15 protein-coding genes and 1 riboswitch are annotated in these 18,884 nt (G+C 61.1%); of the genes, 3 read left to right on the top strand and 12 right to left on the bottom strand.

Annotated elements, in window-relative coordinates:
- Nucleotides 1-52: 52 nt before the first annotated feature.
- From CFN46_RS09630 to CFN46_RS09595, 8 genes are all read right to left on the bottom strand, one after another.
- Nucleotides 53-772 carry a Crp/Fnr family transcriptional regulator gene (locus CFN46_RS09630; protein WP_088743373.1) on the bottom strand — a complete coding sequence of 240 codons (720 nt, stop codon included), beginning with the start codon at nt 770-772 and terminating at the stop codon, nt 53-55.
- A gap of 569 nt (nt 773-1,341) precedes the next feature.
- Nucleotides 1,342-3,174 (bottom strand): allophanate hydrolase, encoded by a 1,833-nt coding sequence (gene atzF, locus CFN46_RS09625; RefSeq protein ID WP_254918451.1) that lies wholly within the window; start codon nt 3,172-3,174, stop codon nt 1,342-1,344.
- Nucleotides 3,174-7,001, bottom strand: coding sequence for an urea carboxylase (gene uca, locus CFN46_RS09620; protein WP_088743372.1), 3,828 nt, complete (start codon nt 6,999-7,001; stop codon nt 3,174-3,176). Before uca ends, atzF begins: the two co-directional genes overlap by 1 nt.
- A 181-nt stretch (nt 7,002-7,182) precedes the next feature.
- Nucleotides 7,183-7,917: an urea amidolyase associated protein UAAP2 gene (locus CFN46_RS09615; RefSeq protein ID WP_254918450.1), complete on the bottom strand. Its 735-nt coding sequence runs from the start codon at nt 7,915-7,917 to the stop codon at nt 7,183-7,185.
- Between the two features lie 67 nt (nt 7,918-7,984).
- A complete protein-coding gene (locus CFN46_RS09610) occupies nt 7,985-8,743 on the bottom strand; it encodes an urea amidolyase associated protein UAAP1 (protein ID WP_088743370.1) in 759 nt (252 codons plus the stop codon).
- On the bottom strand, nt 8,727-9,638 hold the full coding sequence (locus CFN46_RS09605; RefSeq protein ID WP_088743369.1) for an ABC transporter ATP-binding protein: 912 nt from the start codon (nt 9,636-9,638) through the stop codon (nt 8,727-8,729). The genes CFN46_RS09610 and CFN46_RS09605 overlap by 17 nt, the downstream gene beginning before the upstream one ends.
- Nucleotides 9,635-10,459 carry an ABC transporter permease gene (locus CFN46_RS09600; protein WP_077371317.1) on the bottom strand — a complete coding sequence of 275 codons (825 nt, stop codon included), beginning with the start codon at nt 10,457-10,459 and terminating at the stop codon, nt 9,635-9,637. The genes CFN46_RS09605 and CFN46_RS09600 overlap by 4 nt, the downstream gene beginning before the upstream one ends.
- A 108-nt stretch (nt 10,460-10,567) precedes the next feature.
- Entirely contained in the window at nt 10,568-11,716 is a 1,149-nt protein-coding gene (locus CFN46_RS09595) for a putative urea ABC transporter substrate-binding protein (protein ID WP_088743368.1), read from the bottom strand.
- 53 nt (nt 11,717-11,769) lie between these two features.
- Nucleotides 11,770-11,877, bottom strand: a riboswitch (guanidine-I (ykkC/yxkD leader).
- Between the two features lie 315 nt (nt 11,878-12,192).
- On the opposite strand from CFN46_RS09595, the gene CFN46_RS09590 reads away from it, so the two are divergent.
- From CFN46_RS09590 to CFN46_RS09580, 3 genes are all read left to right on the top strand, one after another.
- Nucleotides 12,193-12,669, top strand: a complete 477-nt coding sequence (locus CFN46_RS09590) for a hypothetical protein (protein WP_088743367.1) — start codon at nt 12,193-12,195, stop codon at nt 12,667-12,669.
- A gap of 232 nt (nt 12,670-12,901) precedes the next feature.
- Entirely contained in the window at nt 12,902-13,783 is an 882-nt protein-coding gene (locus CFN46_RS09585; RefSeq protein WP_088743366.1) for a hypothetical protein, read from the top strand.
- 75 nt (nt 13,784-13,858) lie between these two features.
- Nucleotides 13,859-14,548 carry a hypothetical protein gene (locus CFN46_RS09580; RefSeq protein ID WP_088743365.1) on the top strand — a complete coding sequence of 230 codons (690 nt, stop codon included), beginning with the start codon at nt 13,859-13,861 and terminating at the stop codon, nt 14,546-14,548.
- 129 nt (nt 14,549-14,677) lie between these two features.
- Here the strand turns inward: CFN46_RS09580 and CFN46_RS09575 are convergent, their stop codons facing one another.
- Genes CFN46_RS09575 through CFN46_RS09560 form a run of 4 tightly spaced genes read right to left on the bottom strand, consistent with a single transcriptional unit; the run spans nt 14,678 to nt 18,870 of the window.
- Complete coding sequence (locus tag CFN46_RS09575; protein WP_088743364.1) at nt 14,678-15,502, bottom strand: ABC transporter ATP-binding protein; 825 nt, start codon at nt 15,500-15,502, stop codon at nt 14,678-14,680.
- A complete protein-coding gene (locus tag CFN46_RS09570; RefSeq protein WP_088743363.1) occupies nt 15,499-16,656 on the bottom strand; it encodes an iron chelate uptake ABC transporter family permease subunit in 1,158 nt (385 codons plus the stop codon). The genes CFN46_RS09575 and CFN46_RS09570 overlap by 4 nt, the downstream gene beginning before the upstream one ends.
- Entirely contained in the window at nt 16,653-17,705 is a 1,053-nt protein-coding gene (locus CFN46_RS09565) for an iron ABC transporter permease (protein ID WP_088743362.1), read from the bottom strand. The genes CFN46_RS09570 and CFN46_RS09565 overlap by 4 nt, the downstream gene beginning before the upstream one ends.
- Nucleotides 17,665-18,870: an iron-siderophore ABC transporter substrate-binding protein gene (locus tag CFN46_RS09560; protein ID WP_254918449.1), complete on the bottom strand. Its 1,206-nt coding sequence runs from the start codon at nt 18,868-18,870 to the stop codon at nt 17,665-17,667. The genes CFN46_RS09565 and CFN46_RS09560 overlap by 41 nt, the downstream gene beginning before the upstream one ends.
- Nucleotides 18,871-18,884 lie beyond the last annotated feature (14 nt).

Genomic DNA, 18,884 nt, shown 5'->3' with positions numbered 1-18,884 from the left:
GCATTCAGGCATTCAGGCATTCAGGCATTCAGGCATTCAGGCAGTTAGATAATCAGATAATCAGCGAATAGGGCATCAAGCGATCGCTTTCCTTTTTTACCACCGCATAACACTCACAACTTCGTTCTTCGAGTCGCGGTCTGTCGAGTACCGTGATATGGCCACGTCGATATTCGATGATACCCAGTTTATGCAGTTTTCCGGCCGCCTCGGTAACGCCCTCACGACGCACTCCCAACATGTTGGCGATCAACTCCTGGGTCATGTCCAATTGATTACTCGGCAGCCGGTCCAGGGACAGCAGCAACCAGCGACATAACTGTTGGTTGATCGAATGATGGCGGTTGCATACCGCTGTCTGCGCCATCTGAGTGATGAGTGACTGGGTATAGCGCAACAGCAGGTGCAGCATTTCGCCATGGCGGTTGAATTCATCCTTCAGCTGATCTACCGGCAATCTGAACGCCAGCCCAGCACTCTGCACAATCGCGCGACTGGTGGTGCTTTCTCCCCCCATGAAGACAGCAATACCGACCAGGCCTTCATTGCCGACCACCGCGATTTCTGCAGAGGCACCATTCTCGGTCACATAAAGTAATGACACGATCGCATCAATGGGAAAGTAGACGTGATTCAGTGCGCTTCCTGACGTGTGAATGATCTGCCCCAACGAAAGTGGCACGGTGTCTATGTGCGGTGATAATCGTTTCTTCACGTCATCAGGCAGTGCCGCTAATAAATGATTATGATCATGAGTCAGACGCTCGGTCATACCTTTCCTCCAATGAAAGGGTTTGTGTAGCAACATCCATTGTCTTGACATTATGTATGTCTTTTACTTCTGTGATTTTATATGGCTATAGGTGGGCGTAGTATTGTCTTCGCTATTCAAGATGAATCGAAGGTCTAACGACGTTACTCACCTTCTCGAGAAAAGCCGACATCAAGTGTGATCAGTCTATTTGTTGAGAATGGAGGTGACGCTGAGTATTGGCACCCCGCAACAACGTCAATAATGATGGAATGTTACTGAATAAGTGCTAGTTGACTCGTCATGATGACGGTCAAGACGTGATGGCGAATGGAGCTGACGCTACAAAGTAACATAGTCTCAGTGACCACATGCTCATGACAGTCTCTTGTGATGCTGATGGATAGGCCAACCGTATCTATCGTCGGTGTGAGAAAGACGCGAGGTTTGACTGCCTGAAACAGGCCAGCGTCATCAACGAAAATGGGCGCCCACTCATCGAGAGTTGGACGCCCATTTTCATCTTCCTATCATTCTCTTCCCGTCATCATCTTTCTGTCTAGAAGTAGAAGATAGGTCACGCCACATGCTTATTTTTGCTCCACCCAGGCCTTCCAGCCGCCGTACTCGCTGATGTCCGTCATCGGCACGTCGCAGTCAGCGGAGACCGAGCAGATGAAGCCCGCGACCCAGCGGCCGTCTTCGAGTTCGATCTGACCCAGTCCCAGCGGGAAGGGGATGCCGGCGAGGAAGCTGCCGACACTGGCGATGGGCAGTGACCAGACTTCCAGCGCGATGCTGGTGCCGCCCTCTGGCGCACGCAGCATGGCCGGTTTGGCGGGTGTGGCGTCATCCAGTTGATAGAGGCGATAGCGGGGGGCGCTGTGAGTACGGGCGACCAGGCGGGCATCGCGCTGGGTGAGCTGGTGATTGAGCGGCATGCCAGTGAGATGCGCACCGCAGACCGCGATCTCGAGCCGGCCATTCTTCGCCATCGGTAGATCGCTGTCGGCGAGACGTGCCTGGGGGCGAGCAACGGCACTGGCACCCAGCGGCAGCGAGAATTCCTTCTCGAGCAGGCGGGCGATGCTGAGCAGTTGCAGGTCTTCAAAGGCGGGCGCGAACAGCGTCACGCCGCCGGGCAGGCCCTGGCTATTGAAGCCGACCGGCACTGCCAGTGCACTCAGGTCCAAAAGGTTCATGAAGTTGGTCCAGGTGCCCAGCTCCGAATTGACGGCAATCGGCGCCTCGGCCAGTTCCGCCTTGGTCGGCAGACGCGGCGTGGTCGGGGCCAGCATCACATCCACCTGCGCGAGCAGGGCATCGGCCTGGCGACGATATTCGGCCAGTTGATAGCGCGCATCGAAGGCATCGACTGCCAGCGGCGTAGCGCCGCCGAGGGTGATCTCGCGCGTGACCGGATGCAGTGCCTCGGGATTGCGCTCGATCAGTTCACGCACCGCGTGATAGCGCTCTGCCACCCACGGGCCTTCATAGAGCAGGCGTGCGGCAGCCAGCAGCGGGCTGCAATCCAGCTCGATCAGCTCGGCGCCCAATACCTTGCACTGGCGCATCGCCGCTTCCATGTAGCCGCTGTAATCGGCATCGGTATGCCATTGGGTACGCGGCGGCACGCCGATACGCAGGCCGGCAAGATCCGGCAGCAGGCCGTAGGCCTGGCCATGCACGGCGAAGTCATGCTCGCGCGCCCAGCGGTTGTCGGCATCGAATTGAGCCGTGATAGACAGCACCCGCGCCGCATCATCGCAGCCCAGCGCGAAGATGGAGATGGTATCCAGCGTCGCGCAGGCCGGCACCACGCCACCGGCACTGAGCAGGCCAAGTGTCGGCTTCACGCCCACCAGATTGTTGAAACAGGCCGGCACACGTCCGGAGCCTGCCGTATCGGTGCCCAGCGCAAAGCTGACCTGGCCATGTGCGGTCACGACGGCGGAGCCGCTGCTGGAGCCCCCCGGCACATAGGCGGGGTCGAAGGCATTCGCTGGCGTGCCATATACCGGCAGGGCGCGCTCGCCGACCAGGCCCGTGGCGAACTGATCCAGATTGGTCTTGCCCATCGGGATCGCACCTGCCGCGATGAGCTGCTTGACCACGAAGGCGTCATCGCTCGGTGTATAGGCAAATTCCGGACAGCCTGCGGTGGTGGTGATGCCGGCCAGGTCAATGTTGTCCTTGGCCGCGAAGGGAATGCCATAAAGCGGCAATGACTCAGGGGCGACGCCATCGAGTTTCGCCAGATAAGGCTCCAGCTGCTCGGCCGTCAGACGGGTGATCCAGGCAGCATCTGTCTCGGGGCGTGCGGCCAGCAGGTCGTCGATCAATTGGCGTGGCGTCAGTTCACCGGCCTGGTAGGCCTTGCTCAGCGCCGTGATGCTCAGGTTATGCGGGGGTTGGGTCATCATCACAGCGTCTCCTCGGAGGACAGGGTCTGGGGTGTGCCGTTGTCGCGGTCGCTTTCAGTTCCGGTGGTATCAGCATTCAGTTCAGTCGACAGCACAATCAGTGGCTGGCCGGGGGCGACGCCACTGCCTTCCTTGATCGGCAGACGTACGACCCGGCCTGCAGCGTGGGCACGAATCTCGACTTCCATCTTCATGGATTCGACCAGTGCCACCACCTGTCCGGCCTCGACGAGATCGCCCTCGGCGACTTCCAGCTTCCACAGGCTACCGGTGACCGGCGTCTCGATACCCAATTCATCCTCGGCGAGACTATCGGCTTCCTGCACGTCATTGACCTGGTCTTCGAAGGTGAACTGGCCACGCGCGTGCCAGTCGTCGATTTCCTGCTGGAAGGCGGCCTGACGGCGGGCGCGGAAGGCGTCGGTCTCATCCTGATGCTCGGCGATCTGCGCCTGATAATCGGCGAGGCGGAAGCGGGTCTTCTCGATCTTGAGATCGTAGCGGCCCTGTGGGTGGTCACGACGGATCTGATTGAGGTCCTCGTGGCTGACCGGATGGAAGCGCAGCTGATCGAACACGCGCAGCAGCCATGGGCTGGTGAAGTGCTCGGTGCGGCGATAGCGATTCCACATCTGCAGCGTGCGGCCGACGAACTGATAGCCACCGGGGCCTTCCATGCCATACACGCACAGATAGGCGCCGCCGATGCCCACCGAGTTCTCGGCGGTCCAGGTGCGTGCCGGGTTGTACTTGGTGGTCACCAGGCGCTGGCGCGGGTCCAGCGGCGTGGCCACCGGCGCGCCGAGATAGACATCGCCGAGGCCCATCACCAGATAGCGGGCGTTGAGCACCGTCTCGCGCACCGCCGCCTCATCGGCGAGGCCATTGATGCGGCGAATGAATTCCAGATTGCTCGGGCACCAGGGGGCGTCCGGGCGCACCGAGCGCTGGTACTTGTCGATGGCCTGCTGACACGCCGGGTCATCCCAGGACAGCGGCAGGTGTACGGTGCGCGCCTCGATCTCGATGTCCTCGACATCCTTGAGCGCGACTTCCGCCTGTTCGAGGTGCGTCATCAGTGTGGCGAGGGCAAGCTTGCGCGGATCGTAATGCAGCTGCAGCGAGCGGATGCCCGGTGTCATCTCCATCAGGCCGGGCAGCGGATGCTCCTTGAGCCACAGCATCCAGGCGTGGGCGCGGAAGCGCAGCGCGATATCCAGCTCCATCTGGCCGAATTCGATCAGCAGGAAGTCATCCCCGGCGCGGCGATAGACGATCTGCTCGCCGCCTTGCTCGGCGCTCAGACGCTTGAGGACAGGAGAGTCATCGGGGCGTGGGCGGCTCTCGGCGATGGTGCTCACCGCAGTGCTGGTGGTTGCCGCCGTGGGCTTGTCCAGAGTCTCGAGCTCGCCGCTGGCGAGGGCGGCGATCACGGCGTCCTGCTGCACCTCTATGGTGCGGGCTTCTTCCAGTGTCAGTGCGACGAAGCGGATGCGATCGCCCGCGGCCAGCTGGCCCAGCTTCCAGCGTTCCGCGCGCACCACGGTGGCCGGACACACGAAACCGCCCAGCGACGGGCCGTCCGGGCCGAGGATGACCGGCATGTCGCCGGTGAAGTCGATGGTGCCGAAGGCGTAGGCGTTGTCGTGGATGTTGGAGGGATGCAGACCGGCCTCGCCGCCGTCGGCGCGTGCCCACTGCGGACGCGGGCCGATCAGGCGCACGCCGGTGCGGCTGGAGTTGTAGTGCACTTCCCAGCGGTGGCCGAAGAAGGTGCTGATGTCGTCTTCGGTGAAGAAGTCAGGCGCACCGTGCGGGCCGTAGAGCACGCCGATCTGCCATTCGCGGCCTGAGGTCTTGCCTTGCTCATTATCGATAATGCTAGCGCCCTGCGGGATCAGCGCCTCGGGCAGCCGGGTCAGGGCGGGCTGGGGGCACTCGGCGAGACCAGCAAGCGGCAGGGTGTCGCCACTGCGCAGGGCACGTCCGGCATGGCCGCCGAACTGGCCCAAGGTGAAGGTCGCGCGCGAGCCCAGATACTGCGGGCAGTCGATGCCCCCGGCGATCAGCAGATAGCTTCGCGCGCCGGCGGCGACCTTGCCCAGGCTCAGGGTGCTGCCAGCGGCGATCTCATGCACCTGCCACAGGGCAAGGTCGTGAGTCGCGGTGTCATCGGAGCCGCCTTCAAGTGCTGGAGCGGAAAGCGTGGCGGGCAACGGCGCACCGGCCAGCACCACGCGCGTGGCGCGGTGGAAGTGCAGCGTCGGGCCGTTGAGGGTGATCTCGAGGCCTGCGGCATCGGCCGCGTTGCCCAGCAGCGCATTGCCGAGACGGAAGGCGTAGTCATCGAAGGGGCCGGAGGGCGGCACGCCCACATCCCAATGCCCCTGGCGACCCGGCATGTCCTGCACGGTGGTCAGGGTGCCGGGGACGATCACTTCAAAGGTCGGTGCGGCCCACTCGAGACCTTCCAGCCAGCGGGTGTAGATCTCGACATTGCGGAAGCGCGGGTCTTCCAGCAGGTGCGACAGCCACTGGCGGTTGGTCTCGATGCCGTAGAGGCGAGAGGCGGCCAGTGCCCTGGAGAGATCGCCGCGTGCCTGCTCGCGGGTCGGGGCGTGCACCATCACCTTGGCCAGCATCGGGTCGAACCACGCCGGGACCTCGAAGCCGGCCTCGATGGAGTGATCCACCCGCAGCTGGCTGTCCTCGGCGAGGGCGGCGGTCACGGCGTCATTGGCGAACTCCACCTCGGTGAGCAGGCCGCTGGAAGGGCGGAAATCGTGCTGCGGATTCTCGGCATACACCCGTGCCTGCATGGCGTGGCCGCGGGGCGTCAGCGGCGCGACCCGCTCGCGCAGGTTGCCCAGCTCACCGGCGCCCAGCTTGAGCATCCAGGCGACGATGTCCACGCCCCACACCAGCTCCGTGACACCGTGCTCGACCTGCAGGCGCGTGTTGACCTCCAGGAAGTAGAAGGCCTGACGCTCGGCGTCATAGATGAATTCGACGGTGCCGGCGCTGCGATAATTGACGGCTTCGCCCAGGCGGATGGCGGTGGCGATCATGTCGTCGCGAACGCGCTCGGGCAGGTCGGGTGCCGGGCATTCCTCGATGACCTTCTGGTGGCGGCGCTGACTGGAGCAGTCGCGCTCGCCGAGGGCGATCACCGTGCCTTCACCATCCCCGAACAGCTGCACTTCCAGGTGACGGGCGCGGGCGATGTACGCCTCGAGGAAGACGCCGCCATCCCCGAAGTTGCGCTCGCCCAGACCCTTGACCGAATCGAAGGCGCGACTGAGGGAGGCGTCATCCTCACACACCTGCATGCCGATGCCGCCGCCGCCGGCAGTGGACTTGAGCATCACCGGATAGCCGATACGGGCGGCCTCGCTCAGTGCGCTCTCGACGTCGTCCAGCAGGCCGGTACCGGGTACCAGCGGCACGCCGGCGTTTTCGGCGATGGTGCGCGCTTCGTGCTTGAGGCCGAAGGCGTGGATCTGCTCGACGGTCGGGCCGAGGAAGACCAGGCCGGCGGCGTCACAGGCCTGGATGAAGCGGGTGTTCTCGGACAGGAAACCGTAGCCCGGGTGCACGGCCTGGGCGCCACTCTCGCGGGCGATGGCGATCAGCTTGTCGATGTCGAGATAGGTCTCGGCTGCAGCACCTTCGCCGAGGCTGTAGGCGTCATCGGCCTCGCGCACGAAGGGGGATTCACGATCGGCTTCTGCGTAGACGGCGACGCTCTGGACACCGAGGGCACGCAGCGTGCGCTGGATTCGGGTGGCGATGGCGCCACGGTTGGCAATCAGGACCTTGTGGAACATGACGGAGTCATCCTTCCGGCGGCGGGTCGTCCCGCCTTCAAACTGTGAGCTGCCGGTCGTCCGGTAGCCGGGCAGAGCCTTGGGGGCTGACGAGTGATGCAAGAGAGATGACATCGTCAGGTGGGGCTCGGCCGTTTCTTGTCGTATGCGTGTTCGAAAGCGTCGCTGTCAGCTCGGCGGCTCAGCTCAGTGGCGAGTCGCTGATGCGGATGGCGACCGGTGTCGGGTCATAGCCGTTGCAGGGGTTGTTGAGCTGCGGGCAGTTGGAGAGCAGCACGTAGACGTCACGTTCGGCGACCATCTCGACGTACTTGCCCGGGGCGGACAGGCCGTCCTCGAAGCTCAGGCCGCCATCGGCGGTGACCGGCACGTTCATGAAGAAGTTGATGTTGTGGCCGATGTCGCGCTTGGTCAGGTCGTATTTCGGATAGCGGGCGATAGCCAGCATCCAGTTGTCACGACAGGAGTGCATGTGGCGCTTCTCCAGGTCGTAACGCACGGTGTTGGACTCGCTGGAACAGGCGCCGCCCAGGGTGTCGTGACGGCCACAGGTATCGCCGGTGATGGTCAGCAGCGGGCGGCCACGGGTGGAATACAGCACGCTGCCGGTGGTCAGGTAGACCTTGCCCTGCTCGCGCACGGTGTCCATCGCGCTGTAGCGCTCGGCGGTGTCGTCGGCCGAGAAGAACAGGGTGTCGGCGGCCTGATTGCCGTGCAAGTCAGTGATGCGCAGGTGCTGACCGGCGCGCACCAGCCCGATGAAGTGATCGCCGGCCTCGACGGTGCGCTCAAGCTCGCGCGGCTGCTGTGCGGGGTCTGCGTAGCTCAGCGGGGCGTCGTCCTTCGTGGCCGGGGTGTGGGCATGGGGGTGTTCGAGTGTCGAGGTGCACATGGGGATGTCCTTTGTCCTTGTCATCTGGGGCGTCGTTTCCAGTTGCCACTGGGCCCGTCGGCGTGGCGTCCGTCTGCTGTCGGGGGACGCCTCAGCCCGCCAGGTGATAGAGCTGGTTGTTGGCGTAGGCGCGGGCATTCTCGGGGCGCGACAGATAGCAGGCGTCGTGCTCATCCATCGGTGTCGCGGTGCCGAAGGTCATGTCCACGCCGCGCAGCGGATATTCCTCGGCGGGGTCCAGCGGATGCGGACAGGTGTGCAGCAGGACGAGGGTGTCCATCTCGAAGCGCAGGGTGACGCTGTCGCCGGCGGCGCAGTGGTCCGTGACGTAGTGCAGGTTGGCGTCTTCATCGGCGCGCACGCGGGAGAACAGGTTGAGGTTGGCGCACAGGTCGCGCTCGCTCAGGCCGTACTTGGCCATCTCGATCAGCAGGCTGTCGTGGCCGGTGGGCGTGAAGTCATTGAAGGCCTGCTGGTAAGCCTTCTTGTGCCAGCCCTTGGCGGCGAAGTGCTGCTCCATCAGGTTGCCGCTGGCGCTGTCATGCCAGCCGAGATCATCCTGGATGATGGAGGCGAAGATGCGGCCCATGTCGGAATACAGGCAGTGCCCTTCGGTGAGGCGGAAGGTGTGCTGACCCTTGAGGGTGTCCGGCAGATTGAGGCGCTCAAGCGTGTCCTGCGGGTTGTACATCACCAGGCCGACATTGGCGTTGGCCTCGCGGGCGGTCAGCTTGAGCGCGCTGCCACGCGGCATGCGCATCGACCAGTGATGGCCGCCGGGCAGATGGGTCTGATACTTCGCGGTAAAGCTGGCGCGGGCGGTGGTTGCGGCATCAAGCGGTATGTTCATTGAATTGGCCTCCGGTGAGAGTGGCTTGGGAAACGGAGTGGGCTGGCGTCGTCAGCGTTTCGTGCGCGAGCGTCGGCTGGTCAGCGCCCATCTGGTCAGCGCCCATCTGGTCAGCGCCCGTTTGGACAGAGCCCGGCTGGTGAGCGCCCGGCTGCTGAGACGACGCCTTGGCCTTGCTGCGCTCGGTGGGCAGGTCGTAGGTGATGGTCGAGCCATAGGCCTGCGGGGCCTGCGGGTCGACACGCACCTTGTCGAACACCCAGACGCGCGAGCCCAGCTCGAACGCTTCCTTGAGGTCGTGGGTGATCATGAAGATGGTCAGCTGCTGTTCTTCCCACAGACGCAGGATGAGCTGGTGCATGTCCTTGCGGATGCCCGGGTCCAGTGCGCCGAAGGGCTCATCCAGCAGCAGGATGCGCGGCTTCATCATCAGCGCCTGGGCGATGGCGAGGCGCTGCTGCATGCCGCCGGACAGCTCATGCGGGTACTTGTCCAGCGCGTGGGACAGGCCGACTTCTTCCAGACGCTTCTCGGCGGCGACCCGTGCCTCGCGACGCTTGGCCCCGAACAGCTTGCCGGTCAGCGGGGCGCGCGCCAGCTCCTCGGCCATGATCACGTTGCCCAGCACCGTGAGATGCGGGAAGACGGAATACTTCTGGAAGACGATGCCGCGGTCCGGCCCTGGCTCGCCGGGGATGGGCTTGCCGTCCAGCAGCAGCTCACCGCGCGAGACGCCTTCGGTGCCCAGCAGCAGCTTGAGGAAGGTGGTCTTGCCGCAGCCAGAGGCGCCGACCAGGGTGATGAATTCCCCGGCCTCGACGGTCAGGTTCATGCGTTCCAGCACGACCTGCTGGCCGTAGTGCTTCTCGAGACCCTTGGCGTGGATCAGGCTCATGATTGGCTCTCCTCAGCGTGGTACCAGGGGAAGGCGCGGGTCGAGACGAGCACCAGCAGACGGTCGAGCAGGAAGGCCAGCAGCGTGATCCAGGCCACGTAGGGCAGGATGACGTCCATCGCCAGATAGCGGCGCACCAGGAAGATGCGATAGCCGAGGCCGTCCTGGGCGGCGATGGCTTCCGCGGCGATCAGGAACAGCCAGGCGCTGCCGAGTGCCAGACGCGTGGCGCTCAGAAGGCGCGGGGTCAGCTGCGGCAGCAGCACGCGGGTCAGCACCTGCCAGGAGCTGGCGCCCAACGTCTGGGCCTTGATCAGCTGCTCATCGGGCAGGCGTAGCGCCTGATTCTGCAGGTCGCGAATCAGGAAGGGCGTGATACCGATGACGATCAGCGCGATCTTGGCCAGCTCACCCGTTCCGAAGGCGATGAACAGGATCGGCAGGATCGCCATCGGCGGAATCAGGGATAGCACGGTGATCAGCGGGGACAGCTTGGCGCGCAGCAGCGGCAGGCCGCCGGTGAGCAGGCCGACGCTCAGGCCGATCAGCGCACTGATCAGCACGCCGGCCAGCAGGCGTTCGAGGCTGGCGAAGGTGTCGGTCCACAGCGGCAGATCGCCGGTGCGCACGTTGACCTCGGTGGCCAGCTTAGCGAAGGACTCGCCCATGGACGCGAAGGACGGCAGCAGGCGGTCGTTGGGGTTGTCGAGCAGTCGCTGGTTGGACTGCACGATGTAGAGGATGGCCAGCAGCGCGAAGGGCAGGCCACCGAGCAGCCAGCGGCCACCACGGGAGGGTGTCAGATTGATCAGGCGTTTCATGCGCGGGCTCCACGGGTGCGAACGAGGGTGCGGTCGAGGGAGGCGGTCGGTTCACCAGCCACAGAGACAGCTTTCCTGCGGCTGGTATGCGGCATCCACCGCGTGGCGTTACTGGCTGTCGGCCAGTGCGGCGGTGTAGCTCGGGTCGAAGCGCAGCATCACGTTGCCCTCATTGCCGACGATGCCGGCAGGCGTCTCGATACCGATGAAGCCGGCATCCGGCGCGCCTTCGCCCAGCAGCCCCTGTGCGAAGCTGAAGTCGGCGATGTGCTGCATGGTGTCCTTGAGGCTCGGCGCATTGAAGGCGGCCACGGCCTCGGCGGGGGTGTAGTACATGTGGGTCGCGGCCAGCTGGGACTGATAGCCGGCGAGGTCGGTGCCGGCGGCATCGGCCATCTGGGAGAGCGCGGCTTCGTCGCCAGCCTTCATCTTCTCCATAACCTCATACCAGGCGCCGACGAGGGCATGGCCGAAGTCCGGGTTGTCTTTCAGGGTCTGGGTGTTGACGACCATCAGGTCGAGAATCTCGCCGGGAATGTCGCTGGAATTGAAGACTTCGGTGTAGCCGGGCATCTCCTTGAGCGTGGCCAGCTGGGGGTTCCAGGTCACCACTGCCTGGGTGTCCGGGTTGCTGGCCAGCGCCACGATGTCAGCATCGCCGGTATTGGTGGTGGTGAGGTCGCGCTCGCTCATGCTGACGCTGTCCAGTGCGCGTGCCAGCAGATAGTGGGAGACACTGAACTGCACCAGATTGACCTCACGGTCCCTCAGGGACTCGAGGGAATCGCCATCGCGTACCATCACGCCGTCATTGCCATCGGAGTAGTCACCCAGTATCAGCGCGGTGGAATCCACGCTGCTGGCGGCGGGGAGGGTGAGGGCGTCCATGTTGGTCATGGCGCAGCCATCGACATTGCCGGAGGTGTACTGATTGATGGACTCGACGTAATCGTTGACCTGCACCACATCGATATTGATGTCGTACTTCTTGGCCCACTTGTCGACGATGCCCTGGGTATCCGCGTATTCCCACGGCATCCAGCCGGCATACACCGACCAGCACACGCTGAAGGAATCCTGCGCCATGGCCTGCGGGCTCAGCGATGCGCCAAGCAGCAGGGCGCCGGCCAGCGCAGCACGTCTGGAAGCGTTTCTGGAAACGGTAGATGAAGCAGATGAGACAGCAGCGGATGACACCTGGGCGCTGGCATCCGAGGGGGAAGTCGTAGACGGGGAAAGGCGAGTGGGCTGGGTCATTGTCGTTATCTCCGGCGGAAAAAGTGAGAGGCGCCGACCTTTACAGGCGTTGCGTCTCCCGGGCTTTTATCCCGCCGTGTAACCCCAGCTTGGAGGTCGAGTGCTCTCGGACCAGTCGTGACGGCTATCAGCCAGTCACCGGAACCCTAGCGCTCTATTGGTGTAGATTTTCGATTGTTGTATGCCTATCGGTGCCTCGCTAAGTGTCTAGCATGAAGTGTGCCGGAAATAATTTCTCGATATAAACCAATGGTTTATAAGGATTTTTGCAGCATGGATACGCGCATCGAAAGTGTACGCTGCACCAATTTGATGAATTTTGTCGATTCTTGCACCTCGGTGAAGTCAGTCGAGAGTGAGTGCTATACAGTGGTCAGTGAGAGAGAAATTCAGAGATATTTTCAATACACAGTTGGTTGTTTTCAAATTAAGGTGAAGATAATATGTAATCAGTCTGGATAATTGGTGATTAAAATATGGATAAAAATAAACTCAAAAGCTTGGTGGGCGACTTATATAATATTGTAAATGAGCTGGAAGAAATGTTCCCCGGGCGACACTTTACTCCAGATGGCCATATGGTAGGGAGTCTAGGAGAGTGTCTAGTTGCCAATGCATATGACCTAGAGCTTTTGACTGCTTCCAACAAAGGGTATGACGCTATCGCCAAGTGCGGTACCAAGATCGAAATCAAGGCAACACAAGCGAAATCGGTTGCATTCTGCAGTGAGCCCGAGCATGCAATTGTGATCAATATTTTACCCGATGGTAGCTTTGAAGAAATCTATAATGGCCTTGGGTCACTAGTCTGGCAGCAGTTCTCTGAAAAGAAATTACCTAGTAACGGACAGTTTCAGATTTCTATCCGCAAGTTGAAATATTTGAATTTTCAGGTTGATTCTAATGATAGAGTCAAGCCGAAGAGGACAGGGGGCAGATCTTTGCGAAATTAAAACTAATATTTTTTGATTGTCGAAGTTACGGTTATATCTATAGTTATAATTCGCTTTGAGTTTTATTTTTCGTTAGGGTATAGGCTGTTCTAATATAGGCCTATAAAAATTGGTGTTATCCTGTGGTATTGATAAATCTTATTATGATCCTAGAGAATTTCTGTCTTGTTAATGCTTAATGTTTATTACTTCCTTCTGGCTACATTAACTAAAATATTTATGAGGATTTATTATGAGGAAAGATAATTTAATCTACAGGTCTGCAAGTGATTTAAAAGGTTTTTTTAAAACATTAGATCAATGTTATGGTGAGATTTTGTTTCCTATGCTTTATATAATTGCAACGATAGGCTCTTTTGTGGCAGCTTACATAGCAAATGGATACTATATAGAGGATGTAAAAAGTCTATCATTCATTATAGGTCCAGTGATAGCAGGCGTAATTGCTTTCTTGGTTGGTGAAAATAATCGTGAGAATGAAATAATAAAGCTGAGAGAAAAGTGGCTTTCAGAAGTAAAGCAGAGTATATCTCGGCTGATGTCTAGATCTGAATCATTTTTTAGACTTGTGCTTACAATAGCTTGGAACACAAAAAAACCATCGGGTCCAGCTACATTAACTCCTTTGGATTTCAAGAGCAGTGTTAAACAAAAAGAAGTCCACGATTTATTCTCAATAATTGTAGATGATAAAACTTTTTTGCTTTATACGCTGAGGAATGCAGGGGGCGGAGAGGTTGCTATCAAAAAACAAATAAAGAATGTGTATTCTAAAGTCGGTCTTGTTGCTAATCAATGTAATATTGAGAAGATGAGTTATAAGAATTTTAAGAGCCACAGAAGTGACTTTAGAAATAGACTGCGTAATGCTATGGCCAGTGTATCTGATGACTATTTCCAAGAAGAGTGGCTAAGGATTAAAAAAGGTAGTTTGTCTATACGGCTGAAAAGGTTTTTCTGTTACTGCATTATCTGCATTTTGATGGGTGGTTATATCGGAGTTGCTTTAAATAATCTGGAGATAGATGAATTGAAAAAGAGCAATAGTGATGTTAGTACTAATTGTGTTGTTTATAATCTAGCCTGTAAAGAGTTCTTTATATTTAAAGAGTAGTCTTTATTATCAGGGCGGTTGTTTTAATTATATGTAATTATGTTAACCTTTACGCAATTTTATAAGTAGATCAATATGGCTCTTTCACAGATGCAGATTATCCAGTCACTGGGTGAGGCGATGGCCTGGTTTGAACGAGAACTGAACTGGGGCGTGCCGCCGACTGAGCTACGTCATCTTTGCGGACGCATTGGTGAACTTTACGCTGCATTGATCACCAATGGTCAGATGGCGACCGAGGTGAACCAGCGTGGCTATGACGTGGTAAGCGGTGACGGTGAGCGAATCTCGGTCAAGACCACTGCGATGATGGGCGGTGGAGGCCATGTTGCTTTCAATCCCCGTTCGCTGGAGGAAGTGGAGCGCATCATCATCCTGCGTATCAATACGGAAGAGATGCAGATCGAGAAGTTGCTGGATGCCACAGTGGAAGAGGCAAGGTCGTTGATGTCACCGGAACGCGCAGGCAAACAGAGCATCTCGTTGTCTCGACTGGCCAAGACTACGAAGCCACGCAGCGAGCTGAAAGCCGTGCGTGAAGTCATGTTCGCATCTTGTCTTGTTCGCGAACTTGAGAACGGCAGCATCGAAGTCGAGCGCGATGATGGTCAGGGGATGCAGGCAGTGAGCCCTGTTCAGCCAGTGCTGCGTGAATTGGCAAGACAACTGAATCTGCCGCTGGTCAATGGCAACGGCAATCCGCACAACACCCGTCAGCTGGGTAGTCTGGTTATCAAGAGTCTGAGTGAGTCGTCGCATATCTAGTAGCGAGAGAGTCATCATATGAAGCGCTGAACAAGGGGCCATGGCGGCCCCTTGTTCAGTGATACCGATTCTGATGTCTCATGTGGACTGTGTTGCATTGAATGTGCCTTGGCCTATCCAACAGCGTGATCAGCTCGACATGGCTTCGTTCTTCGCGGCTTTCATCCCATGACGCCCGACGGGCACCATCATCGGCTTGCCGGTGACGGGGTCCGGGGTGATGTGGCTTTCCAGCCCGAACACCTCCTTGACCATTTCGCGTGTGAGTACCTGTTCGGGCGGGCCGCTGGCATGAATCTGGCCGTCTGACATGGCGATCAGCACATCCGCGTAACGTGCGGCCAGGTTCAGTTCATGCAGCACCATCACGATGGTGGTGCCGCGAGCGTGGTTGAGGTCCGTCAGCAGGTCGAGCACTTCCACCTGATGATTGATATCGAGGAAGGTGGTGGGCTCATCCAGCAGCAGAATGTCCGTCTGCTGGGCGAGCGTCATGGCAACCCAGACACGCTGGCGTTGGCCGCCGGAGAGTTCATCCACCGCGCGTTCGGCGAGTGCGGCAGTGTCGGTGGCGTTGAGGGCTGCCAGCACCGCGGTGTCATCGTCACGCGTCCAGCGCTGGAACAGCCCTTGATGCGGGTGACGCCCTCGGCTGACAAGATCCAGCACCGTGATGCCTTCCGGGGCGATCGGTGACTGGGACAGCAGCCCCAGCTGGCGGGCCAGTTGGCGTGCCGGCAGGCGGTGGATCGACCTGCCATCCAGCAGCACCTCGCCCCGCGAGGGGGGCAGCAGGCGCGAGAGCGTGCGCAGCAGGGTGGATTTGCCGCAGGCATTGGCGCCGACGATCACGGTGATCTCGCCCGAAGCGATGTCGAGGTCTATCGACTCGAGCACCGGTCGTTCGGCATAGCCTGCCGTCAGGCCATTCACGCACAGGGAAGGGTGGGTCATGAGGAAACGACTCGCTGAGATGACGGGCGGTGAGGGTCGGAGGAGGAAGATGGCGGCGTCGGCTGTCTGCCGCGTCGCTGTATGCGCCCTGAGGTGCCCGGCCCTTGATGTTCCCGCATCAGCAGCAACAGCAGCACCGGTGCGCCCAGCACGCCTGTCACCACGCCCACCGGATAGCGCGCAGGCAGCAGGAACTGGCCGATGAAGTCCGCGACCAGCATCAACAATGCCCCGATCAGGGCGGCCGGGATCAGCATGGAGCCGCGTCGCCGGAACAGGCGCGTCGCGATGGGCCCGCTGACGAAGGCGACGAAGGCCACCGGGCCGACCACCGCCGTGGCGCAGGCGACCAGCCCGACCGCCGAGAGAATGATGATGAAGCGCGTGAGCGAGAGCCGCACGCCGAGACCGCTGGCCATGTCATCGCCCATGCGCATGACGTCCAGATGCCGACTCATCATCAGCAGCAAGCTGCCCAGCAGGCCCAGTGCCACGGCAAGTGGTGGTAGCTGACTCAGGGTGATGCTGTTGAGGCTGCCGGTCATCCAGCGCAGCGCCTCCTGCAATGACCAGCTGGGCGCCTGCGTCAGCAGATAGGCGGTGATGCTCTGCAGCATGGCGCCCAGTCCGATACCGACCAGTATCAGCCGTGCCCCGGCCACCCCCTTGCGCCAGGAGAGGGTGTAGATCAGCAGCGCCACGCCAAGCGAGGCGGCAATCGCCAGCAATGACACCAGCGTGCCGCTCAGCGACAGCATCACGATGGCGAATACCGCCGCCGTGCTGGCGCCGGCACTGATGCCGATGATGTCCGGACTGGCCAGCGGATTGCGCAGCATGGCCTGGAAGGCGGCGCCGCCCAGTCCGAAGCAGCAGCCCGCGAGAATCGCGACCAGCGCACGCGGCAGGCGCAGCTCGGTGATGATGAAGCTGGCCCCTGGCACGTTCTCGCCCAGCAGTACCTGAAGCACCGTGAGTGGGGGAATGAAGCGCTGTCCCTGCATCAGGACAAGGCTGAAGACGGCGAGCACCACGGCCAGCAATCCCCAGAGGGTGAGGCGGCGCTGACGCTTTCGGGCACGCCGCAGGCGCGTCAGGGTGGCACGCGAGGTGGGATGCGTCGCAGACGAGGCGTCAGGCAGGAGAGGGCTCACAGTGATTTCACCTTGTGGCGACGGACGATCCAGATGAAGAACGGTGCGCCGACCAGTGCCGTCATGATGCCCACGTCCAGTTCGGCGGGGCGTGCGATCAGACGTCCGAGAATGTCCGCCGAGGTCAGCAGCAGGGCACCAGCCAGCGCCGAGAGCGGCAGAATCCAGCGGTAATCGCTGCCCACCATCAGGCGACAGACATGCGGCACCACCAGCCCGACGAAGGCGATGGGGCCACATACCGCGGTGATGCCACCACATAGCAGAATCGCGCCCAGTGCCGCCATCACCCGCACCCGCGCCACGCGTTCGCCCAGCCCGCTGGCCATGTCATCGCCGAGCGCCAGCAGGTTGAGTCGGCGCGCCGAGAGCCCGCAGATCAGCAGGCCGCTGAGCAGGAAGGGCAGCGCCGGGGTGATCTGTGCCCAGGTCGCGCCGCCGACACCGCCGATCAACCAGGACTGGATCAGCCCGCCGATGTCGGCGCGCGGCAAGATGATGGCCGTGCTCAGAGAGCTCAGCGCCGCGGAGATGACGGCCCCGGCGAGTGCCAGGCGCAGCGGGGTCGCGCCGCCACGCCCGAGACTGGCGATCAGATAGACCACCACGGCGCTCAGCCCTGCCCCGAGAATGGCCAGCCACAGATAGTCGCTGGCCTGCTGGATGCCGAACCAGGCGATGCCGATCACCACGGCGAGCGCCGCCCCGGCATTGACGCCGAGCAGCCCCGGGTCTGCCAGCGGGTTGCGGGTCAGACCCTGCATCACGGCGCCCGACACGCCCAGCGCCGCCCCGGCCAGCATGGCCAACAGGGTGCGCGGCAGGCGGCTGGCCACGGCGGCCTCGGCCATCGAATCCAGCGAGCCGTCCAGCAGCCCCGTGATGTCGGCCCAGTGGGTCACCCGCGCACCGAAGGCCACCGACAGGGCGAGGCTTGCACACAGCGCCAGCAACAGCAGCAGGGTGCCCAGCCAGCGCCGCTGACGGCTGGCCGACAGCGGCGTGAGATCACTCGCCCTTGCGAGCGGCGACGGACAGCTGGTCAACATAGTCGTCGAGTACCCAGGGAATCGAGAGAGGTGTGGGGTTGGCGGCAGTGCCCATCGGGCCGTTCTCCAGCAGCACCACGGCGTCCTGCTGGATGGCGGGCAGGCGGGAGGTCAGCAGATGCTCGTTGAGGCGGTCGATCAGCGGCTGGCCACCGTAGGTCAGCACGATATCGACATCGGCCAGCTCATCGAGGCGCTCGGCGCTGATCTGACCGGCAAAGCGACCCTCGACGGCGGTCTCGCTGACGAATGGCGGCGAGACCATGCCCAGCTCGTGGAAGAAGCGCACTCGGGCATCGTTGTCGTTGTAGAAGGCGATGCGGCTCAGATTGGTGGGGTCGATGTGGCTGATCACGATGATCGACTTGCCCTGGATCTCGGGATGATCCGCGATGTTCTCGGCGATCCGGGCCTCGAGACGCTCGATCAGCGCCTCACCCTCGGTGGCCATGCCCATGCCGGCACTGTCGTGGCGGATCATGTCGCGCCAGCTGGAGGACCAGCGCGGCCCCGGACGTGCCACCACCGGCGCAATCTTGCTCAGTGTCTGATAGTCGGCCTCGCTCATGCCGGAATAGGCCGCCAGGATGATGTCCGGCTGGCTGGCGGCCACCGCTTCGAAATCGATGCCATCGCCCTCGTCGAACAGCGTGTACTCGCCGGCGTCAAGTTCCTCCAGGCGCGCCTTGACCCACGGCATCATGCCGTCATCGTCGTCATCCCCGAAGGCCTGGCGCGGAAAGCCCACCGGTACCACGCCGAGTGCCAGCGGCACCTCATGATTGGCCCAGGCGACGGTGGCGATGCGCTGCGGCTTTTCCTCGATGACCGTCGTGCCGAAGGCGTGCTGGAGGGTGATCGGGTAGTGCTGGGCGTGTCCTGCCGCTGGTGAGGCGTCAGACGCGGATACCGTGGAGGGGGTATCAGCGTGAGACGTCGCTGATGCCTGTGCCTGGGCGGCAGGCACGAGACTGGCGGCCATGATGGCCAGGCCAATGGCGCAGGAAAGTCGTGTGAGTCGCAAGGGAGAATCCTTTTTCAATCGGGTCGCGGATGACAGCCCCTGCACCTGAGGGGCTGTCCAGAGGAAAGGCTGTCCAGAGGAAAGGCTGGCCATCGGAAGGGCTGGCCATCGGAAAGGCTGGCCATCGGAAAGGCTGGCCATGAGAAATGACGCGC

The organism is Cobetia sp. QF-1 (assembly GCF_002213105.1).
Taxonomy (GTDB): domain Bacteria; phylum Pseudomonadota; class Gammaproteobacteria; order Pseudomonadales; family Halomonadaceae; genus Cobetia; species Cobetia crustatorum.
Note: the sequence above shows the minus strand (reverse complement) of the source record. Positions and strands in the feature narration are given on the sequence as shown.